The sequence below is a fragment of the Ralstonia sp. RRA genome (genome assembly GCF_037023145.1).
Lineage (GTDB): Bacteria > Pseudomonadota > Gammaproteobacteria > Burkholderiales > Burkholderiaceae > Ralstonia.
Genome location: NZ_CP146092.1, coordinates 128,465 through 141,053 on the forward strand (window position 1 = coordinate 128,465; position 12,589 = coordinate 141,053).

15 protein-coding genes are annotated in these 12,589 nt (G+C 62.7%); all 15 read left to right on the top strand.

The window, feature by feature from the left end:
* Nucleotides 1-63: 63 nt before the first annotated feature.
* The 15 genes from fliE (V6657_RS18580) (at nucleotide 64) to V6657_RS18650 (ending at nucleotide 12,589) form a co-directional block, all read left to right on the top strand.
* A complete protein-coding gene (gene fliE / locus V6657_RS18580) occupies nucleotides 64-405 on the top strand; it encodes a flagellar hook-basal body complex protein FliE (RefSeq protein WP_048935553.1) in 342 nt (113 codons plus the stop codon).
* 63 nt (nucleotides 406-468) lie between these two features.
* Nucleotides 469-1,593 carry a glycosyltransferase family 2 protein gene (locus V6657_RS18585; protein WP_048935554.1) on the top strand — a complete coding sequence of 375 codons (1,125 nt, stop codon included), beginning with the start codon at nucleotides 469-471 and terminating at the stop codon, nucleotides 1,591-1,593.
* 38 nt (nucleotides 1,594-1,631) lie between these two features.
* Nucleotides 1,632-2,405, top strand: a complete 774-nt coding sequence (gene rfbF, locus V6657_RS18590) for a glucose-1-phosphate cytidylyltransferase (protein ID WP_048935555.1) — start codon at nucleotides 1,632-1,634, stop codon at nucleotides 2,403-2,405.
* On the top strand, nucleotides 2,405-3,496 hold the full coding sequence (gene rfbG, locus V6657_RS18595; protein WP_048935556.1) for a CDP-glucose 4,6-dehydratase: 1,092 nt from the start codon (nucleotides 2,405-2,407) through the stop codon (nucleotides 3,494-3,496). Before rfbF ends, rfbG begins: the two co-directional genes overlap by 1 nt.
* Nucleotides 3,493-4,071, top strand: coding sequence for a dTDP-4-dehydrorhamnose 3,5-epimerase (rfbC, locus tag V6657_RS18600; protein WP_048935557.1), 579 nt, complete (start codon nucleotides 3,493-3,495; stop codon nucleotides 4,069-4,071). The genes rfbG and rfbC overlap by 4 nt, the downstream gene beginning before the upstream one ends.
* A gap of 22 nt (nucleotides 4,072-4,093) precedes the next feature.
* The gene (locus tag V6657_RS18605; protein ID WP_048935558.1) at nucleotides 4,094-5,233 is read left to right on the top strand and encodes a DegT/DnrJ/EryC1/StrS family aminotransferase; all 1,140 of its coding nucleotides are present in this window, start codon (nucleotides 4,094-4,096) and stop codon (nucleotides 5,231-5,233) included.
* A complete protein-coding gene (locus V6657_RS18610) occupies nucleotides 5,218-6,066 on the top strand; it encodes a phytanoyl-CoA dioxygenase family protein (protein ID WP_048935559.1) in 849 nt (282 codons plus the stop codon). Before V6657_RS18605 ends, V6657_RS18610 begins: the two co-directional genes overlap by 16 nt.
* Nucleotides 6,063-7,232: a class I SAM-dependent methyltransferase gene (locus tag V6657_RS18615; RefSeq protein WP_048935560.1), complete on the top strand. Its 1,170-nt coding sequence runs from the start codon at nucleotides 6,063-6,065 to the stop codon at nucleotides 7,230-7,232. Before V6657_RS18610 ends, V6657_RS18615 begins: the two co-directional genes overlap by 4 nt.
* Nucleotides 7,229-7,744: a GNAT family protein gene (locus tag V6657_RS18620; protein WP_048935561.1), complete on the top strand. Its 516-nt coding sequence runs from the start codon at nucleotides 7,229-7,231 to the stop codon at nucleotides 7,742-7,744. The genes V6657_RS18615 and V6657_RS18620 overlap by 4 nt, the downstream gene beginning before the upstream one ends.
* Complete coding sequence (locus V6657_RS18625) at nucleotides 7,741-8,457, top strand: WbqC family protein (protein WP_048935562.1); 717 nt, start codon at nucleotides 7,741-7,743, stop codon at nucleotides 8,455-8,457. The genes V6657_RS18620 and V6657_RS18625 overlap by 4 nt, the downstream gene beginning before the upstream one ends.
* Entirely contained in the window at nucleotides 8,450-9,196 is a 747-nt protein-coding gene (locus V6657_RS18630; RefSeq protein WP_048935563.1) for a cephalosporin hydroxylase family protein, read from the top strand. Before V6657_RS18625 ends, V6657_RS18630 begins: the two co-directional genes overlap by 8 nt.
* A gap of 27 nt (nucleotides 9,197-9,223) precedes the next feature.
* On the top strand, nucleotides 9,224-10,453 hold the full coding sequence (locus V6657_RS18635) for a glycosyltransferase family A protein (protein ID WP_048935564.1): 1,230 nt from the start codon (nucleotides 9,224-9,226) through the stop codon (nucleotides 10,451-10,453).
* 12 nt (nucleotides 10,454-10,465) lie between these two features.
* Nucleotides 10,466-10,795 (top strand): flagellar hook-basal body complex protein FliE, encoded by a 330-nt coding sequence (fliE, locus tag V6657_RS18640; protein WP_048935565.1) that lies wholly within the window; start codon nucleotides 10,466-10,468, stop codon nucleotides 10,793-10,795.
* Between the two features lie 204 nt (nucleotides 10,796-10,999).
* Nucleotides 11,000-11,443 carry a MarR family winged helix-turn-helix transcriptional regulator gene (locus V6657_RS18645; RefSeq protein ID WP_048935566.1) on the top strand — a complete coding sequence of 148 codons (444 nt, stop codon included), beginning with the start codon at nucleotides 11,000-11,002 and terminating at the stop codon, nucleotides 11,441-11,443.
* A gap of 60 nt (nucleotides 11,444-11,503) precedes the next feature.
* Entirely contained in the window at nucleotides 11,504-12,589 is a 1,086-nt protein-coding gene (locus V6657_RS18650; protein WP_048935567.1) for a glycosyltransferase family 2 protein, read from the top strand.

The following is a 12,589-nucleotide window of genomic DNA, read 5'->3' on the forward strand; positions in this document are numbered from 1 at the left end:
TCTTCGCCGGCCAACAGACGGCGCCACATGCAAGAGACGCAACAAAAGAGGAGTCCTCTTCACATGGATATTACGAACGCCAACTCGGTGGTGTCGCTGATGAACAGCGTGCTGGCACCGTCGAGCAAGGTCGGCGGTCTTGGCAGCGCCAGCGGCGCAGACGGCGATGGCGCCAAAGTCAGTGTCGACTTTGGCGCGGTGCTCAAGTCGTCGCTGGATAAGGTCGATGCCTCGCAACACAAGGCCGAATCCATCTCGCGTGGTTTCGAAATGGGCAACAGCGACGTGGATCTGCACGACGTGATGCTCTCGCTGCAGAAGGCCAACATCGACCTGCAGACCGCCGTGCAGGTGCGCAACAAGTTCGTCTCGGCCTACCAAAGCATCATGAGCATGTCGATCTGACGCCACACGCGCCGGATCTTTATTTTTGTCTGCACCAACTGGCAGTTGCCGTTGGGAGTCCGCATGTCCAAACACGCCAAACACCGCCGCACGGGGTCAACCCGATCCGAGATTGCGCTGGTGGTCATCGCCCGCAATGAGGCCGCCTGCATCGAGCGCTGCCTGCTGAGCGCCAAGCCACATGTCGACCGCATGATCGTGCTCGACACCGGCTCCACCGACGACACCGTGGCGATTGCCCAGGCATGCGGCGCGCAGGTCCACCATTTCACCTGGGTTGACGACTTCTCGGCCGCCCGCAACGCTGCCCTGGCCGCCGCCAACGCCGACTGGAACCTCGTGCTGGACGCGGACGAGTGGATCGAGAGCGGCACGGAAGAGCTGCGCGACGCCTGCACCTTCGGCCCGCTGTTGGGCGTGGTGTGCATCCGCAGCGAGTACGACCTCTCGGGCCACGTGGAGCACTCCAACAGCTGGATTGCCCGCCTGTTGCCGCGCGGCGTGCGCTACAAGGGCCGCATCCACGAGCAACCGGCCGCCAACCTGCAGCGCGTGCGCCTGCCGCTGGTGATCGGCCACGACGGCTACATGAACGCCAAGCTGGACCGGAAACGCGGGCGCAATCACGCCCTGCTGCAACAAGAGCTGGCTGAGCATCCGAATGATCCGTACATCCTTTACCAGCTTGGCAAAGACTTCGAGATCAACCTGAAAGACCCCGCACAGGCCGCCGCGCACTACCAGCGCGCCCTGACGACGGCACCCAAGACGGCGCCGTATCGGCATGACCTGTGCATCTGCCTGCTGGCGTGTCTGTCCAAAACCAAGCAACTGGATGCGGCCATCACCCTGGCTGGTGAGTGGATGGAGGAGTGGTCCGGCTCGCCCGATTACTTCTACATGCTTGGCCACCTGATGTTCGAAGCCGCCGCGCAAAACGCCGCGCAAGCCGAGAAGCAATGGCTGCCGATGGCGGAGTCCGCCTTTTTGAAGTGCCTGGAGATTGGCGAGCAGCCCAAGCTGGACGCCGCCGTGTTCGGGCGCGGCAGCTTTGCCGCCGCGAAATATCTGGCGCTGACCTACCGCGCCCAGGCCGACACACTGGCCATCAAAGCCAACCACTTTTCCAATCTTGCCCGGCAGATGCAGGAGAACACCGCATCCGCAGCCACACCGGTGGCCGCATGAATGGACGCACAAGCAGGCGCATCAGCGAGCACTGAACCATGAAAACAGTCATTCTTGCCGGCGGCCTGGGCACGCGCATCAGCGAAGAGTCGCACCTCAAGCCCAAACCCATGATCGAGATTGGTGGCCGCCCGATCCTGTGGCACATCATGAAGATCTACGCGGCCCACGGCATCAACGATTTCATCATCTGCCTGGGTTACAAGGGCTACGTGATCAAGGAGTACTTCGCCAACTACTTCCTGCACATGTCGGACGTGACGTTCGACATGTCCAAGAACGAAGTGACCGTGCATGAGCGCCATGCTGAGCCTTGGCGTATCACACTGGTGGATACCGGCGAGCAGTCCATGACCGGCGGGCGCCTGAAGCGTGTTGCCGCCTACCTCGACCCGAACGAGCCGTTCTGCTTTACCTACGGCGACGGTGTGTCCGACGTCGATATCACCAGCGAGATCGCCTTCCACCGCGCGCACGGCAAGATGGCCACCGTGACGGCCGTGCAGCCGCCGGGCCGCTACGGCATGCTCCAGCGCGATGGCAACCGCGTGACCGGTTTCACGGAGAAACCACCCGGCGACGGCGGCACCTGGATCAACGGCGGCTTCTTTGTGCTGAACCCGGCCGTCATCGAATACATCGCGGGTGAAGACACCCACTGGGAAGGCGAGCCGATGAATCGCCTGGCCGAGATGGGCGAGTTGAACACGTTCGAGCACCAGGGCTTCTGGCAGCCGATGGACACGCTGCGCGACAAGAACAGCCTGGAAGCCATGTGGCAATCGGGGAGTGCACCGTGGAAAAAGTGGTGATGCTCCACCCCGCTGCCTGGGCCGGCAAGCGCGTCTTCCTGACCGGGCATACTGGTTTCAAGGGGAGCTGGCTGGCGCTGTGGCTGTGTCAACTCGGCGCGGAAGTCTATGGCTATAGCCTGGCACCGGAAACCAACCCCAGCCTGTTTATGCTGGCCGAGGTGGAGTCCGCTCTGGCCAGCCATACGCTGGGTGACATTCGTGATGCGGGTAGCCTGCGTGAGGCCATGGCTGCGGCCCGACCCGACGTCGTCTTCCACCTGGCGGCACAGCCGCTGGTGCGCGCGTCCTACCGAGACCCGGCCGACACCTACGCCACCAACGTGATGGGCACGGTGAACGTGCTGGAAGCCGCGCGCGGCTGCACGAACCTGTCGGCCATCGTGGTGGCCACCACCGACAAGTGCTACGACAACCGCGAGTGGGCCTGGGGCTACCGGGAGACCGACGCGCTGGGCGGCCATGACCCCTACAGCGCCTCCAAGGCTTGTGCAGAACTCGTGGCCGCGAGCTACCGGCGCGCGTTCTTCGCCAACGGCCCGCTGCTGGCTACCGGCCGCGCAGGCAACGTCATTGGCGGCGGCGATTGGTCGGAAGACCGGCTCATCCCCGATGCCGAGCGCGCCATGCGTGCTGGTACACCGCTGGTCATCCGCTCACCGCACGCCACGCGGCCGTGGCAGCACGTGCTGGATTGCCTGCACGGCTATCTGGTGCTCGCGCAACGCCTGTTGGCCGGTGATGCATCCTGCGCCACCGCCTGGAATTTCGGCCCGGACAGCGCCGCTACGCGCACCGTCGAGCAGGTGCTGCAAGGCTTGCAACAACATTGGCCCGCGCTGATCTGGCAGTTGGATGCCAGCGCCGCCACGGGCAAGCACGAGGCCGGCATGCTGCATCTGGATGCCAGCCGGGCACGCCAGCAACTAGGCTGGCAGACAGCGTGGTCGTTCGAAACCGCGCTGGAGCACACCGCCGCCTGGTACCGCCAACTGCATGACAAGACCGCAGATGCACGCGCGCTGTGCGACCAACAGATCGACCGCTTCACCGCCGCCGCATCGATTGCCACATCCAGGAGCGCCGCATGAGCCGCTTCACCATCGCGCCGACACCGTTGGCCGGCGTGGTTGAAATCGACCGAAAGATCATCGGCGACCATCGCGGCTACTTCACCCGCTTCTTCTGCGCAGAAGAACTTGCCGCCGCCGGTTTCGACAGCCCGGTCGCGCAGATGAACCACTCCCACTCTGCCAAGCGCGGCACTGTGCGCGGACTCCATTTTCAATACCCGCCGCATGCTGAGATCAAGCTGGTGAGCTGCGTGCGCGGCCGCGTGTTCGACGTGGCTGTCGACCTGCGCGCGGGTTCGCCCACCTTCCTGCAGTGGCACGCCGTGGAACTATCCGCCGAGCGGCACAACAGCCTGCTGGTGCCCAAGGGGTTTGCCCACGGCTTCCAGACGCTCGAAGACGATTGCGAACTGCTGTACCTGACATCAACACCGTATGCGCAGGCCGCTGAAGACGGCCTCAACCCGAACGACGGCCGGCTGGGCATTGCCTGGCCACTCGCCATGACCGAATGTTCCGACCGGGACCGCGCCCATCCGCCGCTGACCAACGCGTTCACGGGGATTGACCTGCCGGCCCTGCGCAGCCACTGACGCCTGAACCACAGGAACAGCCATGACCCAGAAGATTCTGTATTCCAAGCCATCAATCACCGAGCTGGAAGTCGAGTACGCCACCGATGCCGCCCGCAACGGCTGGGGCGACCAGTGCTACGCCTATATCAACCGCTTCGAAAAACAGTTCGCCAAGTTTGTCGGCACGCAGTACGCCATTGCCACGTCGAGCTGCACCGGTGCCATGCACATGGGCCTGGCGGCGCTGGGCATCGGCGCAGGCGACGAGGTGATCCTGGCGGACACCAACTGGATTGCCACCGCCTCGCCCATCACCTACGTGGGTGCCACCCCGGTGTTTGTCGACATCCTGCCCGACACGTGGTGTGTGGACCCGGCGCTGGTGGAAGCCGCCATCACGCCGCGTACAAAGGCCATCGTTGCCACGCACCTCTACGGCAACCTGTGCGAGATGGACCGCCTGCTGGACATTGGCAAGCGCTACGGCATTCCCGTGATTGAAGACGCGGCCGAAGCCCTTGGCTCGCGCTGGGGCGCACATGCGGCGGGCGCGCAAGGCATCTTCGGCACGTTCTCGTTCCACGGCACCAAAACCATGACCACGGGCGAAGGCGGTATGTTCGTCACCAACGACCGTGCGCTGTACGACCGCGTGATGACGCTGAACAATCACGGTCGCGTGCCGGGCGGCAAGCAGTTCTGGTCTGACTTCATTGGCTTCAAGTACCGGATTTCGAATATCCAGGCCGCCATCGGCTGCGCGCAGCTTGAGCGGGCCGATGCGCTGGTCGCACGCAAGCGCGAGATCTTCGCGGCATATGCGCAGCACCTTGGTGGCATCAGCGGCATTGCGCTCAACCCGGAAGCACCCGGCACGCTGAACAGCTACTGGATGCCCACGGTTGTGTTTGACGAGTCGCTGGGTATCACGCGCGACGGGCTGCTGGCAGCGTTCTCGCGCCGTGGCATTGATGCGCGCGTGTTCTTCTACCCGCTCAGCCAGACCGAGCTCTTTGGTAAGCCGGCAGGCAACACGCCCAACAGCTACGCGATTGCGGAGCGCGCCATCAACCTACCGTCGTATCACGACATGTCGAGCGAGAATATCGAGACCGTGTCGCAGGTGGTGCTCGATCTCGTGCGCGAACATCAGGAGAAGCTGTCATGCCTGGCCTCCTGAGCCCGGAGCAAGTCGAGACCTTCCGGCGCGACGGCCTGCTGATCGTGCCCGGTTTCTACGCGCCAGCGCAGATCGAACCGATTCAACGCGCCATCTACAACGTGATCGGTCTGATCATCGAAAAGTACCGGCTGGACATCGCGCGCGTGCCGTTTGCACCGGACTGCTTTGACGACGGGTATCAGGCGCTGATCCAGGCCAAGCGATCCTACGGCGGCGAGGTGTACGACGCGGTCAAGCAGATCCCCGCGTTTGTACGCTTGCTGGCCGACCCGCGCCATGAGCAATTGGTATCGGAACTGCGCCCCGGCGCGCTGCCTGGCATTGCCGGCGGCGGCTACGGCATTCGCATCGATAACCCACGCGAAGAGAAGTTTCGCGCCAACTGGCATCAGGAGTACCCCGCGCAGCTGCGCAGCCTTGATGGCGTGGTGTTCTGGAGCCCGCTGGTGGAGATCACCCCCGAGATCGGTCCGGTCGAGTTCTGCCCCGGTTCGCACCGCGAAGGGCCGCTGCCGGTCGTCAGCGCAGACCCAGACAACGCCGGCAAGCAAGGCGCCTACGCGCTCATGCTCAAGGACGAGGCCGACTATCTCGCGCGCTATCCGCATGTATCGCCGCTGACCAAGCCCGGCGATCTGGTGCTGGTCGATTTTCTGGTGCTGCACGCATCGGGACACAACACCAGCCATCGGTCTCGCTGGTCAATGCAGTTCCGCTATTTCAACTTCCGCGAGCCGACTGGCCGTGCGCACGGTTGGAAAGGCTCGTATGCGAACGGTGTCGACTTCCGCACCGTCCACCCCGAACTTTGCGCGGAAAACCCATCATGAGTGCGCAACCATGCAACGTTTGCCAGACACCACTGGCAGCCCCGATCTACACCGCGGCCCCGCAAAGCTCGCTGTCTTCATTGCAGCGGTCGATGGAGGGCACGCTTGAGGTGTTCTGCTGCGCGGCGTGCGGCCACATCCAGACCGTCGAGCTGTGTGACAACGGGAGTTTCTACGACACCGAGTACGACATCCTCGTCAAGAGCGAGGAGGAAGATCAGATCTACGCGGTCGAGCACGGCGAGAAGATCTTCCGTGCCGATCATCAGGTGGCACTCCTCCAGCGCAAGCTGGCGTTGCCCGAAGGCGCGCGCGTGCTCGACTTCGGCTGCGCAAAGAGCGCCACGATGCGGCGGCTGTTGCAGCAGCGGCCGGACGTCAACGTCCACCTGTTTGACATCAGCGACCGCTATGTCGGCTTCTGGGAGAAATTTGTCAGCCCGGAACACTGGGCCACGTACACCATCCCGCCGGCATGGCAGGTCTCGTTCGATGTGGTCAGCTCGTTCTTCTCGCTCGAACACATTCCGGACCTGACAACCGCGTTGCGCACGATCCGCAGCCTGCTGCGCGAAGGCGGGCGGCTCTACGCCATCGTGCCGAACACGTTCACGAATACCGCCGACTTCCTGGTGGCGGATCACGTGAACCATTTCACGCGCACATCGCTGCAAGCCCTGCTCGCAACCCACGGGTTCGATCTGCTTGACCTGGATGAGCGTAGCCATCGTGGCGCGTTTGTCGTCACGGCCATGCGCACCGAGGTGGCTGACCGTGCCCCGTTCGCTATCGAGCCGCAGCCGCTGGCAGACACGATCGCGGCTGCCAACCACCTGGCCCGGTTCTGGCAGCACGCGGCGAACCATCTGGGCGATTTCGAATCGCGCCACCAAGGCGCCCCCGCGGTGATCTATGGCGCAGGCTTCTACGGCACCTACACAGCCAACAACCTGCAGCACCCGCATGCGCTGCGTGCCTTTGTGGATCAGAACCCCTATCTGCAAGGTTCGTCATTGGCAGGCAAGCCGGTGATTGCATTGGCCGACATTCCGGCGGAAGTTGAACTGGTGTATCTGGCCGTCAACCCGGTGATTGCCGATGAGGTCAAACACACCGTGGAGGCGGCATTTCCCAACCGCTTCCGCTACTTCCAGTTCCAGCCATGATTGCGCGCGGCAAACTCCTGCTTCGGGAATGGCGCGAGAGCGACATTGCGCAACTGCTGCCGCTTCGCAACGATGTGCCAATGCAGCTCCAGTTGATGACACGTCCGCGGCCCAACTCCGTGGCCAGCGTGCGCGACTGGTTGATCGGAAAATCCAAGCAGAGCGAGGTAGTGCTGTTCATCATTGCCAGCCAGACGGATGACAGCGTGTTGGGCTATCTCCAGTTGAACCACATCGATGCGGTCAACCGGCATGCTTCGCTTGGCATCTGCCTGGCGCAGGCCGCACAGGGTCAAGGGTATGGGCGCGCCGCATGCGAAGCGGCATTTGCCTATGCCAGCGAAACACTGTGCCTGCGCAAGATCACGCTGGAAGTTCTGGCCGAGAACACGCGCGCCATCGCACTGTACGAGAAGCTCGATTTCCGGCATGTCGGCACGTTGCATGCGCACTACCTGCAAGCCAATCGCTGGCATGACGTTGTTCTCATGGAGCGGATGCTGGCGCCATGAACGTCGTCATTACCCAACCGATGCTGTTCCCCTGGGTCGGCCTGCTTGAGCAGATCGTGCTGGCGGACGTGCTCGTCAACTATGCCGACGTGCAGTTCTCCAAGGGCAGCTTCACCAACCGCGTGCAGATCAAAGAGCCCGCCGGCACGCGCTGGATGACGGTTCCGCTGGAAAAATTTCACCTGGGCGCGCGCATTGACGAGGTCAAACCCGCCGTCAACGTCGACTGGCGCGCGCAGCATCTGCGCATGCTGGAGCAGGCCTACGAGGCCGCGCCTTATGCTGGCGACATGCTGGCGCTGGTGGGCACGGTGTACGCGGTGGAGTACCCGAACATGGGTGCGCTGGCGCTGGCCTCCATGCGTGCGGTGTGCGGCTATCTGGGCATCGAACTGGACCGCAAGTTTGTCGACTCGCCTGCGTTGAACATCCCCGGCCGCAACACAGACCGCGTGCTGGCCATCGTGCGCAAGTTGCAAGGCACCAAGTACATCACCGGACACGGTGCCAAGAACTACCTGGCCCACGCCGAATTCGAGCAGCACGGCATCACCGTCGAATACATGAACTACGCCATGCGCCCGTACCAGCAACTCCACGGCGCATTCACCCCTTTTGTCAGCAGCCTCGACCTGATTGCCAATCACGGCACGGCAGGCAAGCAATACCTGAGCCCACAGACCCTCAACTGGCGCGAATTTACCCATGAATGACATCGAAAAGTTCCAAGGCGAAGTCCAGCAGAACATCCGCTCGCTGGGGCAGGACAAAGACCTGCAGGCACTGTCGCGCATCTGGCTGCGTGAAGTGACCACGCACAAGTACCACTACAACTTCACGTGGATGGGCGTGCCCATCATCCAGTGCCCGCAAGATGTGCTGGCCATGCAGCAACTGATCTGGGAAGTGAAACCAGACCTGATCATCGAAACCGGCATCGCGCGCGGTGGCTCGATGATCTTCTATGCGTCGATGCTGGAACTGCTGGCCCAGAGCGGCCATGGCGACGGCAAGGTGCTGGGGATCGACATCGACATCCGCCAGCACAACCGCGAGGCGATCGAGGCGCACCCGATGGCGCGACGCATCCAGATGCTGCAAGGCTCCAGCATCGATGCGGGCATCATCGAGCAGGTCAAGCAGATTGCCGCGGGCAAACAACGGGTGCTGGTGGCGCTGGACTCCAACCATACCCACGACCATGTACTGGCCGAACTGGAAGCCTACGCACCGCTCACCAGCGTGGGCAGCTACTGCGTGGTGTTCGACACCGCCGTCGAAGACATGCCGCAAGCGATGTTCCACGATCGCCCGTGGGGCGTCGGCAACAACCCGAAGACCGCCGTGCATGCCTACCTGCGTGACCACCCGGAATTCGTGATCGACGCCGACATCCACCACAAGCTCCTGATTACCGTCGCACCGGACGGCTATCTGAAGCGCGTTGCCTGACCCGTTGTCAACGCATAGGTTCCTGAGATGGACTCCACCAAGACGACGCCGACCCACGCCATCGCGCTAAGCATCTGCATCCCGACCTACAACCGGGCGCGCTACCTGGAAAATTTGCTGGAAGAGTTGGTCGCACAAATCGGCGTGCTGAAACACAGCTATGAGCTGCTGATTGGTGACAACTGCTCAGGCGACGCCACCGAACAGGTCGTGGCGCGTTACCAGGATCGGCTGAACATCCGGTATTTCCGGCGCCCGTCCAACCTCGGTTCCGCTGAAAACCTGAACCAGCTCTACCGCAGCGCACAGGGCAAATACGTCCTCTACCACGCCGATGACGACCTGCCGATTCTGTCCGAGATCAACAACAACCTCGATATCTTCGAGCGCAACCCTGGAGTAGGCGTCATCTTCGCGCCGTGGATGATTCACGACCTGCCCGACCGGCGGGACATCATGCCCTTCTACCACCAGGACGACGACTATCTGATCGAGCAGCGGGACTACCCCAAGCTGCTGGCGCTGATCCTGTCGCACCACATCTTCCCGGAGATCTACCTGGCGCGCCGCGAAGTCCTCGACACACTGTACTTCAGCGCACCGGAACACGCGTTCTGGGCATTCGCGCACTCGGCGGAAATGCTGGGGTCGTACGCGCTCTATTTCAGCAAGACGCCGTTCTACCGATCCGTGACGCGTTACTTTGCTGACGAAACCCGCGCCCAGGCAGGCACGGAAGAGGTCAAGCACGCATGGGACCGCTATCGTGGCGGCTTGGAATACGTGTTCGGCAAGTTCTCGCACACACTGCAACCGCAAGAGCGGCAGGAGTGGCTAAACGCCATCAACCAGTTCGTCCTAACGCGCATGAAGGTAGCGCTGCGCCTGCGCACGAATGAAGGTGGCAACTGGATCGACAACTACTACATCGCCAACCGCGTTCGCGCGCTGGGTGAGGTGGCTGATCTGCCCGCTCCTTATGACCTCTACCGCGTCAACGCCGCGTTTGAATACCTGGCCAAGCTCGATCCGTTCAAGCCTCAGCCGCCGAAGTACGCCACCCTGCGCCGCGCGCCGCTGCAGATCTTCCATCACGCGCACGGTTTTGCCGGGACGGAGTTCCTGGTGCTCGACGACGACGCAGCCATTCCGCATCACACCATCGTCGTAACGCCAATTCCGATGGACATTCCGGTGCCAGCCGGCCGCGAAGTCCGCTTCGTGTCGGAACTCGAAACGCTCGCCAAATTTCCCTGAGTTGAACCCAGCATGGATTTCTCCAACGCCAATTCCGTGGTCTCGCTGATGAACAGCGTGCTGGCACCATCCAGCGCGGTCGGCAGCGGCACTGCCAGCGGTAGCGCCACGCAACCCAGTGTCGACTTCGGCTCGGTGCTCAAGTCGTCGCTGGACAAGGTCGATGCTTCACAGCAGAAGGCCGAGTCCATCTCGCGCAGCTTTGAGATGGGCAACAACGATGTGGACCTTCACGACGTGATGCTCTCGCTGCAGAAGGCCAACATCGACCTGCAGACCGCCGTGCAGGTGCGCAACAAGCTGGTCTCGGCATACCAGAGCATCATGGGCATGTCGATCTGACGTGACCCTGCCGTCGCTTGCGCTGCGCGGCCACATCGAGCGACGGCAAAAGCGCTTACAACTGCCGCCTCCTGCGCGTGCCCAATTCGCATGCCGTCCGTGGCAATATTGACGTCCCATTGCATTCGGTCACGCGCCAGCCGCCTGCCCAGGCTGCTGCGGCACGCGCCGCACAGGCGCCAGGACCGTCCCCGGGAGTCTTCCGTGAACGACGTGCTGGCGCTCGATCAGCAGCTCTGTTTTCCTCTGTACGCCGCCGGCCATCTGCTGACGCGCCTGTACCGTCCGCTGCTCGACGAGCTGGATCTGACCTATCCGCAATACCTCGTGATGCTCGCCTGCTGGCAGCAGACACCGTGCGCCGTGGGCGATCTGGGACGCACGCTGTACCTGGATACCGGCACGCTCACACCGTTGCTCAAGCGACTGGAAGAACAGGGTTTGCTCACACGCACGCGCGATCGGGACGACCAGCGCCGCGTTGTCATCGAGCTGACCGAGACCGGCCGCGCGCTCAAGGAGCGCGCCACCAAGGTGCCGCCAGCGCTCACGTGCAAGATTCCGCTTGAGCCCGACGAGATCAGCGCCACGCGCGAAGTGCTGCACAAGCTGCTGAATGCGCTTGCTGCGGCCGACGACCGCGGCTAGCCACGCTCACCTGACCGACAGGCCAGGACGCATCCCGAATCTTCATTTTTCCGACACACCGTGCAATCCACTCCCACCAACCTCGCGCTGGTTGTCATCGCGCGCAATGAAGCCACCTGCATCGAACGCTGCCTGCTCAGCGCCAAACCGTTTGTCGACCGCATGGTGGTGTTGGATACCGGCTCCACTGACGACACCATCGCCATTGCCCAGGCATGCGGCGCGCATGTCAGCCAGATGACTTGGCAGAATGATTTTTCAGCAGCCCGCAACGCTGCGCTGGAGGCCGCCAATGCGGATTGGAACCTCGTCCTGGATGCGGATGAATGGCTGGAAAGCGGTGGTGAACATCTGCGCGCCCTCAGCAACGCCAACCCGATGCTGGGCATCCTCTGCATCAAGAACGATACCGATGCGGCCAACTCCGCCAGCCAGTTGATTGCATGGCTCCCCCGCCTGCTGCCACGTGGCGTGCGCTATGTGGGCCGCATCCATGAACAGCCGGTGTCTTCACTGCCGGCGCAGCGCCTGTCCATCGTGCTGCGGCACGATGGCTATACCGCCGCCAAGATGCAGAAGAAAGGCGAGCGCAATACGCAGCTCCTGCTCGACGAACTCAAGCATCGACCTGATGATCCTTACGTGCTATTCCAGCTCGGCAAGGAAATCGAGTTGCATCAGGAAGACTACGCTCGAGCCACGGACTATTACGCCCGCGCTTTCGCCCTCGCGCCGCAAGACGCACCGTACCGCCGCAGCCTCGCACTGCGCTATCTGTATAGCCTGGGCAAATCGGATCGACTGGACGAGGCGATGGCCCATGCGGATACCAGCATCCATGCATGGCCGGATTTTCCGGATCTGTGTTTCGCGCTGGGCCTGGTGTTGGTGGATGCGGCGGTCAAACATCCTGAGCACGCCAGCACGCAATGGCTGCCGTTGGCGGAGCAGGCATTCTGCCGTTGCCTGGAGATTGGCGATCAGGCGGGGATGGACGGCAGCGTTGTTGGGCGAGGCAGCTTCCTGGCTGCCCAGCAACTCGCTACCGTGTATCAGATGCAGGCCAACGTGCTTGCCCGCAAATCCGAGCAATACCTGGCGCTGTCGAGGCAGATGCAAGGCGCGCCTGCGCCTCGCGAGGTTTGA